Annotated in this window: 16 protein-coding genes and 1 pseudogene; 12 read left to right on the plus strand and 5 right to left on the minus strand. The window is 62.7% G+C overall.

Features of this window, described 5'->3' with window-relative positions; all coding sequences use genetic code 11:
• Positions 1 to 82 precede the first annotated feature (82 nt).
• The 3 genes from NKJ37_RS14685 to NKJ37_RS14695 all read right to left on the minus strand — a co-directional run bounded on the left by NKJ37_RS14685 (position 83) and on the right by NKJ37_RS14695 (position 3061).
• A complete protein-coding gene (locus NKJ37_RS14685) occupies positions 83 to 913 on the minus strand; it encodes a carbohydrate ABC transporter permease (protein WP_013530271.1) in 831 nt (276 codons plus the stop codon).
• The gene (locus NKJ37_RS14690; protein ID WP_352774190.1) at positions 910 to 2085 is read right to left on the minus strand and encodes an ABC transporter ATP-binding protein; all 1176 of its coding nucleotides are present in this window, start codon (positions 2083 to 2085) and stop codon (positions 910 to 912) included. The genes NKJ37_RS14685 and NKJ37_RS14690 overlap by 4 nt, the downstream gene beginning before the upstream one ends.
• A gap of 175 nt (positions 2086 to 2260) precedes the next feature.
• Positions 2261 to 3061, minus strand: a complete 801-nt coding sequence (locus tag NKJ37_RS14695) for an SDR family NAD(P)-dependent oxidoreductase (RefSeq protein ID WP_352610107.1) — start codon at positions 3059 to 3061, stop codon at positions 2261 to 2263.
• Positions 3062 to 3225: 164 nt separating this feature from the next.
• Between NKJ37_RS14695 and NKJ37_RS14700 the strand changes: the two genes are divergently transcribed.
• The 6 genes from NKJ37_RS14700 (at position 3226) to NKJ37_RS14725 (ending at position 9646) form a co-directional block, all read left to right on the plus strand.
• Positions 3226 to 4086, plus strand: coding sequence for a DeoR/GlpR family DNA-binding transcription regulator (locus NKJ37_RS14700; RefSeq protein WP_352609946.1), 861 nt, complete (start codon positions 3226 to 3228; stop codon positions 4084 to 4086).
• A 39-nt stretch (positions 4087 to 4125) separates the two neighbouring features.
• A complete protein-coding gene (locus tag NKJ37_RS14705) occupies positions 4126 to 4926 on the plus strand; it encodes a BtpA/SgcQ family protein (RefSeq protein ID WP_023809131.1) in 801 nt (266 codons plus the stop codon).
• 160 nt (positions 4927 to 5086) lie between these two features.
• A complete protein-coding gene (locus NKJ37_RS14710) occupies positions 5087 to 6607 on the plus strand; it encodes an FGGY-family carbohydrate kinase (protein WP_352774192.1) in 1521 nt (506 codons plus the stop codon).
• On the plus strand, positions 6607 to 7236 hold the full coding sequence (locus NKJ37_RS14715) for an HAD family hydrolase (RefSeq protein WP_128302641.1): 630 nt from the start codon (positions 6607 to 6609) through the stop codon (positions 7234 to 7236). The genes NKJ37_RS14710 and NKJ37_RS14715 overlap by 1 nt, the downstream gene beginning before the upstream one ends.
• A gap of 155 nt (positions 7237 to 7391) precedes the next feature.
• Positions 7392 to 8378 (plus strand): tagatose kinase, encoded by a 987-nt coding sequence (locus NKJ37_RS14720; RefSeq protein ID WP_128302642.1) that lies wholly within the window; start codon positions 7392 to 7394, stop codon positions 8376 to 8378.
• Complete coding sequence (locus NKJ37_RS14725; protein WP_023809135.1) at positions 8378 to 9646, plus strand: D-tagatose-bisphosphate aldolase, class II, non-catalytic subunit; 1269 nt, start codon at positions 8378 to 8380, stop codon at positions 9644 to 9646. Before NKJ37_RS14720 ends, NKJ37_RS14725 begins: the two co-directional genes overlap by 1 nt.
• A gap of 57 nt (positions 9647 to 9703) precedes the next feature.
• Here NKJ37_RS14725 and NKJ37_RS14730 read toward each other — a convergent pair whose 3' ends face one another.
• Entirely contained in the window at positions 9704 to 11050 is a 1347-nt protein-coding gene (locus NKJ37_RS14730; RefSeq protein WP_352752469.1) for an NAD(P)/FAD-dependent oxidoreductase, read from the minus strand.
• A gap of 318 nt (positions 11051 to 11368) precedes the next feature.
• Here NKJ37_RS14730 and NKJ37_RS14735 point away from each other — a divergent pair.
• A pseudogene (locus NKJ37_RS14735) lies at positions 11369 to 11584 on the plus strand (L-2-hydroxyglutarate oxidase); the annotation flags it as partial.
• A 731-nt stretch (positions 11585 to 12315) separates the two neighbouring features.
• Here NKJ37_RS14735 and tssH read toward each other — a convergent pair.
• Positions 12316 to 15096, minus strand: coding sequence for a type VI secretion system ATPase TssH (gene tssH / locus NKJ37_RS14740; RefSeq protein WP_352440776.1), 2781 nt, complete (start codon positions 15094 to 15096; stop codon positions 12316 to 12318).
• A 312-nt stretch (positions 15097 to 15408) separates the two neighbouring features.
• On the opposite strand from tssH, the gene tssA reads away from it, so the two are divergent.
• Genes tssA through tssE form a run of 5 tightly spaced genes read left to right on the plus strand, consistent with a single transcriptional unit; the run spans position 15409 to position 19887 of the window.
• The gene (tssA, locus tag NKJ37_RS14745; protein ID WP_352774195.1) at positions 15409 to 16581 is read left to right on the plus strand and encodes a type VI secretion system protein TssA; all 1173 of its coding nucleotides are present in this window, start codon (positions 15409 to 15411) and stop codon (positions 16579 to 16581) included.
• A gap of 6 nt (positions 16582 to 16587) precedes the next feature.
• On the plus strand, positions 16588 to 17127 hold the full coding sequence (gene tssB / locus NKJ37_RS14750; protein ID WP_352440778.1) for a type VI secretion system contractile sheath small subunit: 540 nt from the start codon (positions 16588 to 16590) through the stop codon (positions 17125 to 17127).
• 3 nt (positions 17128 to 17130) lie between these two features.
• Complete coding sequence (tssC, locus tag NKJ37_RS14755) at positions 17131 to 18636, plus strand: type VI secretion system contractile sheath large subunit (RefSeq protein WP_023809141.1); 1506 nt, start codon at positions 17131 to 17133, stop codon at positions 18634 to 18636.
• A gap of 47 nt (positions 18637 to 18683) precedes the next feature.
• On the plus strand, positions 18684 to 19145 hold the full coding sequence (locus NKJ37_RS14760) for an Hcp family type VI secretion system effector (RefSeq protein WP_027035516.1): 462 nt from the start codon (positions 18684 to 18686) through the stop codon (positions 19143 to 19145).
• A complete protein-coding gene (gene tssE, locus NKJ37_RS14765; protein WP_023809143.1) occupies positions 19132 to 19887 on the plus strand; it encodes a type VI secretion system baseplate subunit TssE in 756 nt (251 codons plus the stop codon). The genes NKJ37_RS14760 and tssE overlap by 14 nt, the downstream gene beginning before the upstream one ends.

Here is a 19887-nt window from a genome sequence, read left to right on the forward strand (position 1 = left end):
TCTTTCCCTCTGGACGCGGCGGTGATCCCGTCACGATTTCATAACCGGCTAGCGAGCCATGTCGGCTCTCGGAGCGACCGGCCTATTTCACGCTGCCGAACGTCAAGCCCTGGACGATGAAACGCTGGATGAAGCGGGAAGCCACGACCAGCGGCAGGATGGCAAGCACGACGCCGGCAGAAACCTTGGCGATCTGGACGCCGTTCGAGGTCTGCAACGCGGCGAGCGCAACCGGTATGGTCGCCGTCTTCGGCCCGCTCAAAACCAGGGCAAACAAAAACTCATTCCACGCCAGGATGAAACCGAGCACGCCGGCGGCCGCGATACCGGGCATCGACACCGGCAGCACAATGCGCCAGAAGGCGCCCCAGGCGGTCGCGCCGTCGGTCATCGCCGCCCACTCCAGATCGACTGGAATGCCTTCGAAGAAGCCCATCAGGATCCAGGTCAGGAAAGGCAGGTTGAGCGCGGCATAGACGATGATCAGCCCGGTCAGCGAGTTGCTGAGCTCCAGGCTTCGGAACAGCGTGAAGGTCGGCAGCACCAGCGCCACGGGCGGCAGCATTTGCGTCGCCAGAACGGCAAAACGCGCCCAACGGCCGCCCGTGCGGAAGCGGGCGAAGGCATAGCCGGTGGTGGCGGCAAAAGGCAATGCGAGCAGAACCGAGCCGAGCGCGACGATCAGGCTGTTGAGGTAGGACTGACCGAAGCGGCTCGACAGGAGCGCCGAATAATTGTCCGTCGTAAAGGCCGGCATCAGCTCGTTGCTGTAGGATAGCTGCTCGGGCACGAAGCTCGTCCGCAGCACCCAGAGCGGCGGCAGCAGCACGATGGCGCAAACGACAATCAGCCCGAAATGCAGGCCGAAGCGGCGGCGAAAGGCAGGCCGTTCGTTTCTGTCCATGCTGGTCATTGAGCGGCCCTCATGAGGCTCGGCCGCGCGATGACCAGTTCGGTTTCGGTATCAAAGAGGTGCATCGGCAGCGGGTCGATGTAGAGTTCGACGATCGAGCCGACGGGCGCCGTGAAATAACGGCTCAGGCGGGCGGCGATCTCCAACGGCTTGCCGCCTCCGGCGGGGTGGGCATCGTCCGTGCCGGTGGCCTGACCGGCAATCTGGCCGATCAGGACGTTCTCGGCGCCGAGAGCCTCGACGGCCACGACCCGTACGGCAATCTTCTGCCAGTCCGGCTTGTCGGGGCTTTCGTGGAAATCCTCAGCCCGCACGCCCAGAATGACGCGGCGCCCGACACGCTCGCCATAAGCGTTGCGGTGGCGGGCGGGGACGGCAAGCACGGCACCACTATCGGTCAGGACGGAGAGCCCTTCGCCAGGTGCGGGCTGAAGCGTGGCCGGAATGAGGTTCATCGGCGGCGTCGCCAGGAAGCGCGCGACGAAGGTGTTGACCGGGTCGGCATAGACTTCAAGCGGCCGGCCGGCCTGGACCAGGCGACCATCGCGCATGATGCATATGCGATCGCCCATGGTCATGGCCTCGACCTGGTCGTGCGTGACATGGACGATGGTGCGGCCAAGGCGCCGGTGCAGCTTGACGAGTTCGAGCCGCATCTCTGCCCGCAGCTGCGCATCGAGATTGGACAGCGGTTCGTCAAGCAGGAAGGCCGCCGGTTCGCGAACGATAGCCCGACCGAGCGCGACACGCTGCCGCTGGCCGCCCGAAAGCGCTGCCGGCTTGCGGCCGAGAAGATTCTGCAGACCGAGCAGATTGGCGGCGTCCGCGATCTTGGCATCGATCACCGCTGCGTCGGTGCCGCGCATCTTCAGCCCGAAGGCCATGTTCTGCCGCACCGACATATGCGGATAGAGCGCGTAGCTCTGGAAAACCACGGCGACGTTGCGGTCGCGCGGCGCGACATTGGCGACGCTCTTGCCACCGATGCGAAGATCGCCGGAGGAGATACTCTCCAGGCCGGCAATCATCCGCAGCGTCGTCGACTTGCCGCATCCCGACGGGCCGAGAAAGATCACGAATTCACCGTCAGGAATGGTGAGATCGACCTCATGCACCCCGTAATTGCCATTGCCGTAGAGCTTGGAAACGCGATCGAGCTCGATAGACGCCATAGACTTTCCTCATGAACCCGTCTGACCCGGCTGAACGCCGAAGGCCGGAGTCGAGCGAACGGTCATCTTAGAGAACAAAATATAACATTGAAAGCCTGCCTTCTGATCATATGTGTTCACTTTTTTTGGATGGCGCGTGCCAGCATCAGGATCCGGTTACAGCCGCCAAAAGCCGTCAGGTCATGTAGACGCCGCCGGTCACGTTGACCCCCTGGCCAGTCATGAAGCGGGCTTGATCCGAACAGAGGAAGACGACGACGTCGGCGACATCCTCCGGCAGCTCGAGCCGGCCGAGCGGCGTCTGCGCGATATAGTCGGCGACCACCCGTTCGGGCGTGACTTGCCGCAGATGCGCCTCCCACTCGACTTCTCGCGATTGCATGCCGGTCTTGACGAACCCCGGGCAGACGGCATTGACGCGTATCCCTTTGGGCGCGAGCTCGCGGGCAAAGGCCTGCGTCCAGCCGAGCACGGCGAACTTGGACGCCGAATAATGCGCTAGGAGCGGCGCACCGACCTTCGCCGCAAGCGAGGCGGTGTTGACGATACAGCCCGTGCCCTGCTTGACAAAATGCCGTCCAGCGATCTGATTTGCCAGGAATACACCACGTGCATTGACGGAGAAGTTGAAGTCCCACTCCTCGTCGGTCAGGTCCAGCGCATGCTGCATGGTGGACACGCCGGCATTGGCGATCAGGATGTCGCAGCCGCCTAGCGCTTCCAGCACAGTGGCAAAGGCCGTCTCGACGGAATCGCGGCGGCGAACATCGACCGTGACGGCGGCGGCATCGCCGCCAATTTCCTCAGCCGCCTTGCGTGCCGCGTCGGGATCCAGATCACCGATCGCCACGGCGACGCCCTGCCGCGTCAGGGCGGTCGCGATCGCGCGACCGATCCCCGCGCCGCCGCCCGTCACGAAGGCACGCTTGCCCGCGAGTTCGGCAAGCACTGGAGGAATGACGGAGACAGCCGGCATGGTCGTATTCTCTCTGCTTGGTGACGGAATGCGTTCTGTTGATATGGAGATGCATACCATAAATTCGAACACTGCAAACATATTTTTGTTTGAAAATGTTTGATCATGCGATAGAGTCAAAACTGCAGACCGCTTCGTCAGCGGCTTACCCACCGGATACATCGATGGCAGACGACACCGCCGCTCCTGAGACATCCACGCATGGCGCACCGCGCGATGCCGATCGTCAGCGCCTTCTCGCGCACGATCGACAAGCCCGCATCCTCGCTTTCCTGCGCCGGACGGGGTCGCTCACCGTCGCCGCGGCAGCGGCCGAACTCGCCGTTTCCGACATGACGATCCGCCGCGATCTCGTCGAACTGGAACGCGAGGGCAGGCTGGTGCGAATCCATGGCGGCGCGATCGAGGCCGATAACCCGCCGCTGGTCGCCATGGACAGTGAGGAGCCGAGTTTCGATTCGCGCTTGCGCCAGCGCCGTGACCCGAAGGCCGCGATTGCCGCCGCCGCGGCCGCCTTGGTTTCGGGATACCGCACGATCGCATTGGATGTCGGCACCACCACCTATCTGATGGCCGAGCACCTCAAGGACCTTCCGCACGCCAAGGTGTTCACCAACAGCCTCAGGATCGCGGCGGCGCTGAACGGCGGTATGCCCGAAGTCTATGTTGCCGGCGGCCGCGTACGAGCCGACGAGATGTCGACCGGCGGACCCGCGGCTATCGCCCAGTTCGAGGCGCTGTGGTTCGACGTCGCCGTGATCGGCGTCTCCGGCATCACGGCGGACGGCCTTTTCGACTATTCCTTCGATGATACCGATATGAAGCGCGCCTATCTGAGACGCTCAGGCACCAAGATCGTGCTCTGCGATTCCGCCAAATTCCTGCGCATGTCGCTGGTGCGGATAGCGCCACTATCGGACATCGATATCCTCATCACCGATGCCGAGCCGCCGGCCAAGATCGCCGCGGCGCTCGCCGCGGCCAAGGTCGACCTGCGCATCGCGCCGCCACTGACGCGCGACTGAGGCGCAACATTCTCACTTTATCCCCAAGGAGACGACTCGATGGTATTTGAATTTTTCGGCGACAAGAAGAAGGCTGTCATCTCGATGGCCCACATCGGTGCCCTGCCGGGAACGCCCCTCTATGATGCCGATGGCGGCCTCGACAAGCTGATCGATGGCGTACTCTCCGACATCCGCAAGCTGCAGAGCGGCGGCGTCGATGCCATCATGTTCGGCAACGAGAACGACCGCCCCTATGTCTTCAAGGCGCCGCCGGAAGGCATTGCCGCCATGACTGCGATCGTCCAGGCGGTGAAGCCCGAACTGAAAGTGCCGTTTGGCGTCAATTATCTCTGGGATCCGACCGCCAGCGTCGCGATCGGGGCTGCCACCGGAGCCCGTTTCGTGCGCGAGATCTTCACCGGCCTGTTCGCTTCCGACATGGGCTTGTGGGAGCCCGATTGCGCCGCCGCCTCGCGCCTGCGGCACAATCTTGGCCGCGACGACATGAAGCTTCTCTTCAACATCAATGCAGAGTTCGCACACTCGCTCGACCAGCGTCCTATTGAATTGCGCGCCAAGAGCGCGGTGTTCTCGTCGATGGCCGACGCCATCCTCGTTTCCGGTCCGATCACTGGCCAGCCGGCCGACCAGTCCCACCTGCGCAGCGTCTGCGAGACGATCAAGGACGTGCCGGTCTTCGCCAACACCGGCGTGAACATCGACAATGTCCGCGATGTCCTTTCGCTGGCGAGCGGCGTCGTGATCGGCACCCATTTCAAGATCGATGGCAATACCTGGAACGCCGTCGACGGCGATCGGGTCAAGCGCTTCATGGACGTTGTCGCCACCTTGCGCTGAGGACGGCTTCCACGGCGATGCCGGCCACCGCCGGCTCGCGGTGATCATATCGATCGTTGCGGGCCGGCGTCCGGAATGATCGACTGGTATCGAGCAGTGGGACACAACGAGGCAGACAGGTTCGCCCGCCTGCCCTTCCCGGCATTTCAATGGATTCGACATGGCGTTCGTTCTCGGTCTCGATATCGGCACCACCTCGACGATCGGCATTCTGATCCGGCTTCCCGATCAGGTGCTGGGCCTCGCCTCGCGCCCCGTCACGCTGCATTCCGAGCATGCGGGCTGGGCCGAGGAAGATCCCGCGCAATGGTGGATCAATGTCCGCGACATCGTGCAGGAGTTGCTCAGGACCAGCGGCATCAAGGCCGAGGAGATCGTGGCGGTCGGCACCACCGGCATGCTGCCGGCGGTCGTTCTCCTGGACGACCAGGGCGAAGTGCTGCGGCCAAGCATTCAGCAGAGCGACGGCCGCTGTGGCGCCGAAGTGGCCGAACTGCGGACCGAATGCGATGAGGCGGCTTTCATCGCCAAGGCCGGCAACGGCATCAACCAACAGCTCGTCACCGCAAAGCTGCGCTGGATAGAGCGTCACGAGCCGGAGGTGTTCAGCCGCATCGCCACCGTTTTCGGCTCCTATGACTATATCAACTGGCGCCTCACCGGCGAACGTGCGGTCGAGCAGAACTGGGCGCTGGAGGCAGGCTTCGTCGATGTTTCGACGCACCGGATCGACGACGATCTGGTGGCGCTCGCTCACATACCGCGCTCGGCCGTGCCACGAAAGATCGCCTCGCATGAGATCCTCGGTTCCGTCTCGGCAAAGGCCGCGGATGAGACCGGCCTGATGGCGGGAACACCTGTCGTCGGTGGTGCGGCCGACATGATCGCTTCCGCGCTCGGCGCCGGAGTTGCCAAAGCAGGCGATGTCCTCCTGAAATTCGGCGGCTCGGTTGATATCCTGATCGCCACCGATCAGATCAAGCCAGATCCGCGCATGTATCTCGATTACCATCTGGTGCCGGGCCTGTTCATGCCCAATGGCTGCATGTCGACCGGCGGCTCGGGCCTCAACTGGTTCGTACGCAATTTCGCCGGCGGCGAGATGGTCGCGGCACAGGCCGAGGGTAGTTCGGTACACCAGCGGCTCGATGCGCTGGCGGCAGAGCGTCCCGCCGGTGCCGATGGCCTCATCATCCTGCCCTATTTCCTCGGCGAGAAGACGCCGATCCATGATCCAGCGGCCCGTGGCGTGATCGATGGGCTGACGCTGTCGCACGATATCGGCCATGTCTGGCGCGCTTTGCTCGAGGCCTATGCCTTTGCCATCGCGCATCATGTCGAGGTGCTCAACGACATGGGCCACCGGACCGAGCGCTATCTCGCCTCCGACGGCGGCTCAAGCAGCAAGGTCTGGATGCAGATTGTCGCGGATGTCCTGCAAAAGCCGGTCCAACGCCTGACCGGGCACCCCGGCTCTTGCATCGGCGCTGCCTGGACGGCGGCGATCGGCGTCGGCCTAACCGACGACTGGTCGGGCGTTTCCGGTTTCGTCAGCTTCGCCGACCGGCTCGATCCCGACCCGCGCAAGGCTGACATCTACCGCGACGGCTATCGCCGCTATCGCGATCTTTATGCGCGCCTGTCGGCTCCTGGCGCGACCAGAGCGGGATCGTCATCGTGATGTATCGCGCCGTCGCCTGGGACATCGACGGAACGCTGATCGACAGCGAGCCGTTGCATCATCAATCCCTCCTCGCCGGCTGCCGCAACTGGAACGTCGATCTTGACGACCTGCCCGACCAAGCCTTTCGCGGCATCCATATGGGCGACGTCTGGACAATGCTGCGTCCGCGTCTCCCAGTCGGGCTCGACCAGGCGGAGTGGCTCGCCGCTATCAATGCCCACTACGTCGCGAACCGGGCGAACGCCGTCCCAATCCCCGAGGCGGTCGAGACGATTCGGACCCTGGCTGACCGCGGCGTCCCGCAGGTCTGCGTCTCGAATTCCGGCCGGCAAGTCGTCAATGCCAATCTCGATGCGCTCGGCGTGCTCGATCATATGAGTCTCACAATCAGCCTCGACGACGTGTCGGCCGGCAAGCCCGACCCCACGCCCTATTGCGAGGCCTGCCGGCAGCTCGCCGTAGCTCCAGGGTCGGTGGTGGCCGTGGAAGACAGCCGCACCGGCACTAAGGCAGCACGAGCCGCCGGTCTGTTCGTGGTTGGCTATCTCCCCAGTGGCGGCCTGCTCGGCGACGTCGATCTCAGCACCAACCGTCTGTCGTCGATCCTGGATCTGTTTCCAGGCTGAGGGTTTGCGCGTCGTTACCTTCCAGGTGTGCGCTTGACCATGCATCAGGATCGTAGCGTGATGGCAACTGATCGATTCACATCGACCGGTAGGAATCCCCCTTGCGCCTCGGCGTCGTGAAACCGCAAACGACACCACACCAGGATGGACGCTTGATGAACGACCTCCCCCAAACACTTGCAGCGGACTCGCTCGGGCCAACCGTGACGATTGGAGAAATCCTGGTAGAGATCGTCGCGAGGCAGACAGGCACCGGCTTCCGGGAACCTATCGACCTCATTGGCCCCTTTCCGAGCGGCGCGCCCGCCATCTTCATCGATCAATGCGCACGTATGGGCGGAGCGGCCGCAATGGTGGGCGTGGTCGGCGACGACGATTTCGGCGTCGTCAACGTGGAGCGCCTGAAGCGGGACGGCGTAGACACTTCTGCCATCGCTGTTTCCCCGGATTATCCGACGGGCAGCGCCTTTGTTCGCTACCGCACGGACGGAAGCCGCGATTTCGTCTACAACATCGCCAAATCCGCCGCCGCTCGATTGGAATGGACCCCGCAGGTCGAGGCGCTGATCGCGCGTTGCGGGCATATCCATGTCATGGGAACGGTGTTCGCAAGTCCCGCAGCCTGGGCGATCACCGAACGCGCGATCCCGCTGATCAAGGCACGCGGCGGCACGATGTCGCTCGATCCGAACCTGCGCAAGGAATTGCTGGCGCACGGCCAGACCGAGGAGAAATTCGCCGGTCTGGTGGACGAAGCGGACCTGCTGCTGCCGTCGGGCAATGAATTGTTCCTGGCCGCCGGCACGGACGGGGAGGAACGCGCGATCGAGGCGCTGTTCAGACGAGGGGTCAAGGAGATCGCTGTGAAGCGCGGCGAACATGGCGCGTCAGCCCGTCAAAGCACCGGAGCCCGCGCCGATTGCCCCGGCCTCATCGTCGAGGAAACGGACCCCACCGGCGCCGGCGACTGTTTCGGGGGAGCCTATGTCGCATGCCGGCGGCTGGGCATGGCGCTGCAGACGGCGCTCGAATTCGCCAACGCGGCAGGGGCGCGCAACGTCACACGCCACGGTCCCATGGAGGGAGCCGGCACGCCGGCCGAGCTGGAAGATTTCATGGCAAGAACGGCGAGAAGAAATTGATGCGTGTGGCGATCGAAGATTTGCCGGCCCTGCACAGAGACGGGAAGAAAATCGGGGTAACCTCGGTGTGCTCGGCGCACCCGCTGGTGCTTAAAGCCGCACTGCGCCACGGCCGGGAAACCGGCACCACCGTGCTGATCGAGGCGACGTGCAATCAGGTCAATCATCTGGGCGGTTATACGGGCATGACGCCGGCCGATTTCGCGGCGATGGTGGAAGCGCTCGCGGCAGCCGAGCGGTGCCCGGAAGAGCTGATCGTGCTTGGCGGGGATCATCTCGGTCCTAATCCCTGGAAAGACCGGCCCGCCGAGGAGGCGATGGCGCAGGCCGGGACGATGGTCGATGCCTATGTCCGCGCCGGCTTCCGCAAGATCCACCTCGATGCTTCGATGGGCTGCGCGGGTGAACCGGCGACGCTAGACGACCACACGGTGGCCGGGCGCGCGGCCAGGCTGGCGGGCGTCGCGGAGCAGGCGGCAGCGCAGAGCGGCGGGGCAAGCCCGGTCTACATCATCGGGACGGAGGTGCCGCCGCCCGGTGGCGCCGATCACGCTTTGGATGCGATCACCCCGACCAGTCCGGAGGCGGCTAGCCAGACACATGCCATTCACGCCCAGGCATTCCAAACCGCCGGGCTTGAAAGCGCATTTTCCCGCGTCATCGGGCTTGTGGTGCAGCCGGGCGTGGAGTTCGGCAACCAGAATGTGATTTTCTACGATCGGGCAAAGGCCCGCGACCTGGCGGCAACCCTCGACAGATTGCCGTCGCTCATTTTCGAAGCCCATTCGACGGACTATCAGGGTGAGAGGCCGTTGCGTGAACTCGTCGAGGACGGCTTCGCCGTCCTCAAGGTCGGACCCGAGCTGACCTTCAAGCTGCGCGAGGCGCTGTACTCGCTCGACCTGATCGCTTCCGACCTGGTGCCTGACTATGGCGAGCGGCCGCTTTACCACGCAATGGAAGAGCTGATGCAAGGCACCCCCAAGAATTGGGCAAGCCACTATCATGGAAGCGATGCCGACAAGCGGACGCTGCGCCACTACTCCTATTCCGATCGCATCCGATATTATTGGGCGATCCCGCAAGCCCGTGCCGCCTGCAACCGTCTCTTCGATACGTTGAACGGCCGCAAGGTGCCGGTGATGCTGTTTCTCCAGCACCTGCCTTCTGCAGTCACATGGGCTGACCGCGCCTGCGACGTCGAGGAGATCGCGATCGGTCACGTCCGGCGGAGCATCGAGGCCTACGCCCGGGCATGCGGCACCTGAGATCCTCGTCCGGTCCTTCAAGGCCAGAGCGGATGGGCTGGCGGGCGGCAGGAACGCTTACAGCGATGGCCCCAATCGGATCGGACTGCCGTCGCTGAAACGGGATTGACGGAACCTATAGAGGTTGTGCCCAGTCTCGTTGCCTTGGACGAGGTCGGACAACACACGGCCGATGCCGGGTCCGATGCCGAAGCCGTGGCCGCTCATCCCGGTCGCTATAACGAGACCCGGGATCGCAGCGGCGCGATCGACGATGGGCACGACATCAGGCATCGCATCGATCATGCCCGCCCAGCTCGCCTTGAGCGGTACAGTCGTGAACTGAGGGAAAAGCTCCCTGAACCCGCGGTCGATGGCGCGGAGCGCCGACGTCTCGGGAGCGGGATTGAGGACCCGCATCCGTTCGAAAGGGCTTTCTTCATCCGCGTTCCATCTGCGCGGCGTCGACCAGCCATCCGGGTATCCTCGCGGCGCGGCCGGCAGGTAGCGCGTGCCGAAGGGATTGGCCATCAGGGCGCTGAAATATTTGCCCGCATGGCGAAATGCGTCCGGCCCTATGTAGAGTTGGCTGCTGCCTCCCGATGCGAGCGTATACCCGCCATCCTGCCTGCGCCGGAAAGCGATGCGTTCATCCGCGGCGGCACCGGCGTGGATCTCCGGCATCGGTGCTGTCGCGGCGACGGTCGCCCTGACGCTGAGCTGCGGAATCGAGATGCCGTGGGCGCGCAGAAAGAGCGACGTCCACGCGCCGCTGGCGACGACGACGCTCGAGGTCGCGATGCGCCCTTTCTCGGTCCAGACGCCACTGATGCGTCCCGCGGAGATGTCGAGCATACGTGCCGCGCAATTCTCGATGATCGTCACACCTTCGCGGGCCGCCAGGCGAGCAAGCGCGGGCACCGCGACCCAAGGTTCCGCCCGCATGTCCGATGGGGTGATCATTGCGCCTTTGAACGGTCGCGACATGGCCGGGATCAGGCTTGCCAACTCACCTTGGTCGAGGAGACGCGTGTCGACGCCATGAGCCTGGGCAATCTCGAGAAACTTCGCGAAACCGGCCATCTCCTTGTCTGTCCGCGCAAGATAGGTAACGCCCGTCTGCTTCAGTCCTATGTCCTCGCCACATTCCTGCGCCAGTTGCCGCCAGAGGCGCTGCGCTTCGATGACGATCGGCAGTTCGTCGGCATCGCGGCCCTGCTGCCGGATCCAGCCCCAATTGCGCGAGGATTGCTCGGCGGCGATGCGGCCCTTTTCCAGCAGCGTCACCGAGACGTTCCGTCGCGCCAGGAACAGTGCCGTGCTCACGCCAATGACCCCGCCGCCGATGATCACGACGTCCGAAGTCTTCGGCAGGGGCTGCTGGAACTGGATCGGGGTGGCTTCGGTGAAGGGGAAGATTGTCAAAGAGCACCGTCCTTCTTGGTATGCTGCGGCGACATCCGGTCCACGCTGGCAGCGAGATCTGGGCAGCGATATCTGGCCGCCGTGAAATGTCGATACCACGCGAGGAGATTGATCGTCAGCTACTGCTTGCCGACAAGGACGGCGACAGATCGCGGGTCTGGAAGCCCCTCTGGACAATGAGTTTTGAAACTGCCGGCCAAAGGCTGGCGACTGTGCAAGCGTGCCCCACTATTGCGTTATCGGCGGCGGCATCGTCGGCCTGGCGACGGCCATGCGGCTGGTTGAGACATATCCCGGCTGCAGCCTGATGCTGTTGGCCGGAAATACTGTCCGAGCCTCGGCCTCGCCGACCTGCTCCCGCACGAAGCAGGCATCCGCGCGCAAGCCGTGCGCAAAGACAGTGCCCTCATCCATGATTTCCTGTTCGCACAAACGGACCGCATGCTGCACGTCTGTAACGCCCCTTCACCCGCCGCCTCCTCGGCGATCCCGATTGCAGAGATGATTCGAGATCGCCTCATGCAGGGCTGCTGAAAACGAGGCGGTATGCATGGAGCCGCAACGCCCGCTGAACGCTGGAGTATCCGTCTTGGCCAAGAAAGGGATTGGGGCACCGGCCGCGGGCAACGCAGCTTTTGCGTCAGAACCAGATCCGCTCACCACCGGGCCAGCAATTCCGCTCCCGGCGAGAAGGTACTTGGCCTGCCGGCCATAGCCGCTCGGCCTCAGGCCTGCGGTTTCCGCAAGCGTTAGCCTCCTGTGGACGCCGGCATTTTTGGCTGCGCAAAGATCTCAAGCGAAACGACGGCCGACGTCGCAGGTTCGACCGTCATAGGCATAGCTCGACGAGCTCCCTATGGTACACGTTCACAGAATGCACTGACACTCAAGCCAGCTTGGCTAAGCCAGAAATCTTTAAGTCTTTGAAATGACCTGACTATTTATGGTACCCTTGGCTGGGACCTATCCCCGGATCAAGCTATTGTTTTTATTATGTTTTTTCTGCTCCAACGTCCGATTTGTATCACAATAGGTATCACAATCTGTAGCACCTTCTCCGCGACCCTTGGATGCCTTCGCCCACAGCGGCCGCAGCGTGTTTGACTAAAGCCACTCGCAGATCCGGTGTCGTGGCAGGTAAAAGAATACCGTCATTCTTCTAACCGATTGCGTCATACGAATTCACCGCCACCGGCCGCTCCCAGGCTAGTCGGCTCAGCTTGCCTATGCACGAAGAAGCCGAAGCAAACCGTCATCAACTTTCCTTACTCGAAGGAATAGGTGAAGCCCTCCTTGGAGGCGCCGACGGTTACCCTTGTCATCCTTTCGCCCTCGAGCGAGCGGTTCAGCACGCCGCGGCTCAATTCCGGCAGCAGCGTGTTTGTCAGGATGGCATCGATCATCCGCCCGCCGGATTCGATCTCGGTGCAGCGGGCCTTGACTAGGTCCATGACGCCATCGCCGATCACCAATTCTGCGTCGTTGGTCGCACGCAGCCGGCGAGCGATCTTGGCAAACTGGTGACGGGTGATCGCTTCGATCATCGAACCCGAAAGCGGATAGTAAGGAATGGTCACCACCCGGCCAAGAAAGGCCGCAGGGAAGACCTTCAGCAACGGGCTGCGCAGCGCGGTGTCCAGATCGTCGAGCCCTGCCCGCAGCGTGCCATTCCTGGTCCGATCCATGATGACTTCGGAGCCGACATTCGAGGTGAGCAGGATCAGCGTGTTCTTGAAATCGATGCGCCGGCCCTCGCTGTCGTCCATCATCCCCTTGTCGAAGACCTGGAAGAAGATTTCGTGCACGTCAGGATGCGCCTTCTCGACCTCGTCGAGCAGGATCACCGAATAGGGTTTGCGGCGGACCGCCTCGGTCAGGATGCCGCCCTTGCCGTAGCCGACATATCCGGGCGGCGCCCCCTTCAAGGTAGAGACCGTGTGCGCCTCCTGGAACTCGGACATGTTGATCGAGATCAGGTTCTGCTCGCCGCCGTAGAGCGTCTCGGCCAAGGCCAATGCGGTTTCGGTCTTGCCAACGCCCGAGGGGCCGCAGAGCAGGAACACGCCCACCGGCTTCTCCGGCGCGCCGAGCCCGGCGCGGCTGGTCTGCACACGCTTGGCAATCATCTCCATGGCGTGATCCTGGCCGACCACGCGTTCGGACAGAGTGCTGGCCAGCCGCAGCGCTTTTTCGGTCTGGCTCGACAGCATCCGCCCCGTCGGGATGCCGGTCCAGTCCTGAACGACCGCCGCCACGGCGTTGCGGTCGACCGACGGCAGGATCAGCGGCGTCTCGCCTTGCGCCTCGGCCAGTTCGACCATCAGTTCGCGCAACCGGGTGAGATCGGCGGCCGGATCGGGTGGAGGGGCATTGGCAGCCGCCGGTGCCTCCACATTGATTTTGGCCGTTTTGGTCTTGGGCGTTTCGACCTTGGGCAGCGGAGTCTCAACCGAGTCCGTGCCTGCTGTTTCCCTATTGGTCTCCGGCGTCTCCACCGCATCGAGCGGCACACCTTCGCCACGCAGCCTGGCGCGCAGTTCGAGTATTTCGGCAACGAGTGCCTTTTCCCCGTCCCAACGCTCCTGTGCGGCGGCGAGCATGACTTCGGTTTCGGCTAACCCGGTGTCGACCCGTGCCTGCCGGTCGCTCACCTCGATGCCGATCGCGGCCTCGCGACCGATGATGCCGCGCTCGACCTCCAGCGCCTGGCGTCGGCGCATGATGTCCTCGACCTCCGCCGGCGTGGCGTGCTGCGATATGGCGACACGGGCGCAAGCGGTGTCGAGAAGGCTCACCGCCTTGTCAGGCAGTTGCCGCGCCGGGATATAGCGATGCGAGAGACCAACCGCCGCCTCGATCGCCTCATCCAATATCTGCACCTTGTGGTGCTGTTCAAGAACGCCGGCGATACCGCGCAACATGAGAACGGCCACCGCCTCGGACGGCTCGTCGATCTTGACTACCTGGAAACGGCGGGTCAGCGCCGGATCCTTCTCGATATGCTGCTTGTACTCGGCCCAGGTCGTTGCCGCGATCGTGCGCAGTTCGCCGCGCGCCAGCGCCGGCTTCAGCAGATTGGCCGCGTCGCCTGTTCCAGCCGCGCCGCCAGCGCCAATCAAGGTGTGAGCCTCATCGATGAACAGGATGACCGGCGTTTCGGAAGACTGCACCTCATCGATGACTGCCTTCAGCCGCTTTTCGAACTCCCCCTTTACGCTTGCACCCGCCTGCATCAATCCGACATCGAGCATGCGCACACTGACCCCTTGCAGTGTCGGCGGCACGTCGTCCGCAGCGATACGCAAGGCAAAGCCCTCGACGACCGCGGTCTTGCCGACCCCGGCCTCACCGGTCAAGATCGGGTTGTTTTGCCGGCGTCGCATCAGGATATCGACGATCTGCCTGATCTCTGGATCGCGGCCGACAACCGGATCTATCTTACCGTCGCGGGCGCGCTGGGTCAGGTCGGTGGCGTATTTCGCCAGCGCCGAATCCCCACCCGGAGGCCGCCGCGGCGCCTCTGCGGTGGAGACCGTGGTCGAGGCGCCGGCTTCGAGCGAGCCCTCCATGACAACGGCGAACCGTGCGATGACCGCGGCGGCGTCGATCTTGTCAAACTCGCCGCTGATCTTCGACAGCAGGCCTTCCAGGACCGGCGTCTTCAGGCAGGCAAGGAGAATGTGGGCGCTGCGGACTTCCTCGACGCTGAACTCCAGCGTGGCTAGGTTCCAGGCTTCCTGGATGGCATGGAAGATATGGTCGGAAAATTCCTCGATCGACGTTGCGCCGTAAGGCAGCTTGTCGACGGCGCGGGTCATATCGGCCGTGAGCCGGCTCGCATCAAGGCCCGCATCGGCGATTATCATTTGCATATCCGAACGGTCGGAAAGTACCAGTTGCTCGATGAAGTGGACGAGCTCGACGTAAGGATTGCCGCGCAGTTTGGCGGTGTCGGCCGCAGCCTTGAAGGCGCGCACACCGACAGGATTGAGCTTGCCGACCAGTTCCTTGCGTTTGAAGGTCTGCGATGACCGGCGCTGTTCCATCGAACGTGCTCCTGCAATCTGCCAGTCGATAACCTGCCACATAAGCCGTCACTTGACAAAGCGTGATGAACAGCGCCCCTTCCACTTGTGGAGAGTGCCGCGCCATCAGATGCAAACACCCACGCAATTGTCCGCCTCGGTGTAATGCATTTCACATACAGGGTCAGCAATCTGGTCAAGGGTTCCAGCACCCAAGACGCGGCTTGGTCAGCTTTCGTTAATTTTTTGAGCAGTGCTTGAATTGTGGTAAAGTGCAACCGTGTGATACCGTAGGGTCACGTACGGTTTGAGGGCCGATCGCTGGGGGTTGGTGTGATTGATGTCGCACTCTGGCTTGCTCCGCTCGACGGTGAAAATCCGTCAGGGGAGGATTTGCGCAACGACCCGGCTTTTCATGAGCTGGAGCGCCTGACGGAACCCGAGATCAAGGTCGTCCACGACGGCCAGAACAAACCCGCCTCGCAAAGCACCATTCCGGTCGACTGGCCCGCGGTGCTCGCCAAGGCGGAGGAATTGCGTGCGCATGGCCGGGACCTGCGCCTGCTCGTCGTCGTCACGCGCGCGCTGGCCAATGAAGAAGGACTGGCCGGGCTCGCGCAGGGGCTGGCCCTTATTGCGCAGACCTTCGATCAGCATTGGGAAACAATGCATCCGGCACTGCGGCCCAACGCTTTGCCACGCGATGCCGCCTTGCGCCGTATCAACGCGCTGCTCGACCTCCAGAATGGTCAGGAGGGGTTGTTGGCGAACCTGCGGCAAATGACGTTCTTTGCGCCACGTGCGATCGGCCCGATCCAGGGCAAGGATCTGGAAAGGTGTGCGCTCGACGACCGTGTCATGCTCCAGGAAGCCGCCTCGGGATTGAACGCGGCAGAAAAGGCCGCACTGGTCAGTGCGCACGGACAATTGTTGAACCGGGTGCGTGCTGGATGTGCGGCACAGATGGATCAAGCCAACGCAGAAATGGTCTTGCTCGTCGCCGACGCCCGGGCAGCGATCGCAGCCCTTGATGCGGTCGAGACCGCTCTCAACGCCCGTCTCGAGGGCGGCGGCGCTCCTGTTCCGGAATTGAAGCGGTTTCTGCAGCGTCTGCTGACGACCCTCGAACGGAATTCGGCAGCCGGCGCCTTGGCGAATGGCGCGGCCAAGCCGCCCACGCCGGCAGAACCGGCAACGCCTGCTCGAAACGGTCATGGAGCCGATACTATGGCAAGTGCGGCAAGCTACGCGGACTCGAGCACGGGGCTTCCCAACCGGATTTCCTCGCGCGACGACGTGGTGAAATGCCTCGACCTCGTCGTCGCCTTTTATGACCACACTGAACCGTCGAGCCCGATTCCGCACCTAGCGCGGCGCGTGCGCCGGATGGTGCATATGGATTTCGTTGAACTGATGGAAGATCTCGCGCCGTCGGGGCTGAAGGAATTCCGGCTCCTTGCCGGCGTTCCCGATGTCAAGAAGACGGCTCAGAAGGATGAAAGGTAACAGCACATGCCAGCCGAAAGCAAAGCGAAGGTTATCGAACGAAATCGCGCACCGCGGGTGCAGATCGCCTACGACGTGGAAACCTACGGTAGCCCGACGACGATCGAATTGCCGTTTGTCATGGGCGTGATGGCCGACCTTTCCGGTGCTTCGCAGACCAAGGAAGCGTCAAAGTCGGTGCTGGACCGTTCCTTTGTCGAGACCGACGCAAACCGCTTCCCCAAATTCATGGAGGCGCTCGGACCACGAGTGAAAGCCCGCGTGAAGAATACGCTGCCTCAGGTTGAGGGCGCCGAGCGGGACGAGGAACTGGCGCTCGACCTTACATTTTCCAGAATGGGCGATTTCGCCCCGGACAAGATTGCCGAGCAAGTTCCGCAACTGGCCGAGATCCTCAAGATGCGGCGCCAGCTCGAGGAGCTGCTTGGCTTCATGGATGGCCGCGTCGACGCCGAAAAACGCATCGCGCAACTTCTGAACAACGAACCACTTCTTGGCAAGATCGCCAGCCAGGCGCTGGCCGACGACGACAAGGTTGGGGAGTAAATCATGGCCGAACAGCAAAAGACCGCCGCCGTCGCCGCCGAGGCGGAAGCCATAGATCTTGGAGAATTCAGCGGGCTTCTCGAGAAGGATTTCAAGGTCAAGAAGGACGACAGCGAGAAACTGCAGCAACTCGTGCGCAATCTCGCACTCGCGGCGCAGTCCCGTTCCGAGACCACCACCATCTCCTCCAATGCGATCAAGTCGATCAAGTCGCTGATCGCGGGCATCGACAAGATGCTGACGACACAGGTCAACGAGATCCTGCACGCGCCCGAAGTGCGTGAGATGGAAGGCACATGGCGCGGCCTCTGGTATCTCATCAACAACACCGAGACGGATCAGAAGCTGAAGATCCGGGTGATGAACATCTCCAAGGAGCAACTGGCCGACACGCTCGAAGACTATGAAGGCCAGATGTGGGATCAGAGCCCGATCTTCAAGAAAGTCTATACGGACGAGTATTCGATGCTTGGCGGCGAGCCGATCGGCTGTGTGATTGGCGCCTACGAATTCTCGAACCACCCGCGCGACGTCGGTTTGTTGCGTAACATCTCCGGCATCTGTGCTTCAGCACACACGCCGTTTATCGCAGCCGCCTCGCCGCGCCTGTTCCGCATGGACAGCTGGCAGGAATTGCCGAACCCGCAAGATCTCCAGCAGATCGTCTCCAACCCGGCCTATGCCTCGTGGCAGTCGTTGCGCGAGAGCGAGGACGCTCGCTATATCGGCCTGACCATGCCGCGTGTTCTGGCGCGGCTGCCATACGGCACGGATACCGTTCCGGTGAAGGGCTTCACCTTCGAGGAAGAGGTGCAGGGCGATCACAACAAATATGTCTGGATGAACGCCGCCTTCCCTATGGGCGTGAACATAAACCGCAGCCACAAGCTCTATGGCTGGGGCACGCAGATCCGCGGCGTCGAGAATGGCGGCACGGTGCTTAACCTGCCGGTGCACAGCTTCCCGACCGATGACGGATCGATCGCGATGAAATGTCCGACCGAAGTCGCCATCGACGACCGGCGCGAAGCGGAACTGGCCAAGCTAGGCCTGATGCCGATCCTGCATCGAAAGAACACCGATCTCGCGGCCTTCATCGGCGCACACTCACTGCAGGACGACGAGACGCGGGCGGGGCGGCTGGTCGACCCCGACGCGCAGTCCAATGAGCGGCTGAGTGCCAACCTGCCCTATCTCTTCCCGGTCTCGCGCTTTGCGCATTACCTCAAGGCCATTGCGCGCGACAAGGTCGGCTCGTTCAAAGAGCGCTCCGACATGCAGATCTGGCTGACCGAATGGATCAACCGATATGTGCTGGCCAACCCGGCCTTCGCCGACGACAAGGCGCGCGCCAAGCGCCCGCTTGCCGCGGCCGAGGTTCAGGTGGACAGCGTTGAGGGGCGGCCGGGCTATTACAACGCCCGCTTCTATTTGCGTCCGCATTACCAGCTCGAGGGCATCAATGCCTCGCTCCGACTGGTCTCGGAACTACCGTCCGTGAAGACTTGAATTGCAGCAACACCATCTTGGTTTTTTGAAAGCGGTGGAGAAAGACAATGCCCACAGGTACGAAGATTGATGGCTTTCTAAAAGTTCCGGATATCAAAGGCCCAAGCGTTCGTGACGGCCACGAGGACGAAATCGAAATCCATGGGGTCGATTACAAGATAGTCGCGCCATACGATCCGAATTCGCTCTCGCGCCGCGGCCGTGTCTCCTTGGGAATGATCAAGTTCACCAAGCACTACGACAAGTCCTCGCCCTATCTGAAGAAAGCACTGTTCGAGAACAAGGCGCTGGACGAAGTGGTGTTCTCGGCTCGCCGGACCATCGATGGCGAGACGAATGATTACCTGGTCGTCACCCTCACCGACGCCTCGATCATGGAATACGACCTGTCGCAGGCGGAGGATGAGGAAGACCTGATCGAGGAAGAGGTCAGCTTCGCCTACAAGAAGATCAAGTTCGTCTATGACGGCAATGACGAAATCGAAATGGATGTCTATGTCGGCAAGTGAGGGCCGGCGGCCCGACGCGGACAAGCTGCAGGTCACCGCTGGTTCGCGAGCAAAACGCGAAGCGGTCCAGCCCTCTCTCTGGGACCGCCTCGTAAACGACCTGCCGGGCATGACCTCCGAGATAGACGGGCTGCGCCAGGCCTTGCAGGACGAACTCGGCGCCGACCGGCTGGAGGGTCTGGTTGCGGGCAGCGCGCGGCTCATCGATGCCGATGCGGAGCTGACGGCCGATCAGAAGCGGCGCCTGCACCGCCTGGCCTTTCAGATCCAGCATCGCGTGGAGATGGAAAGCCGCGGCGTGGTCGTGTCGGCCCGCGTGCTCCGGGAGGCCGTGCGGCGCGATATCGAGGCCCTGTTCAACACCGAGCGTTTCGAGGCTGTTCCGCTTCTTTCCGATCTCGAAAGCGAGCAGGCAGCGGACAACCCGCCGTCGCTCGCCGATTTCCCGGAGGTGCGCCGAAGCGTGATCAACTACGGCGTGCCCTCCTTTTCGGGCCGTTCCTCCCGCGATTTTGATCGCGAGGCGCTCGCCCGCGAGATCCGCTCGGTGCTTGCTACCTTCGAGCCACGCCTCAAGGAAAGTACGACGAAGGTCACGGTGACGCTTGGCGACAAGAGCGTGGGTTTGAAGATCGAGATTGACGCGGTGCTGATCATGACGCCGACGCCGGAACGCATGCGTCTGCGCACCACGATCAATCTCGACAACGGCTTGGCGCGGACCGAATTTAGGGAGGCCTGA

It is taken from the genome of Mesorhizobium sp. M0140, assembly GCF_040322475.1.
In the GTDB taxonomy this organism is placed as follows: Bacteria; Pseudomonadota; Alphaproteobacteria; order Rhizobiales; family Rhizobiaceae; genus Mesorhizobium.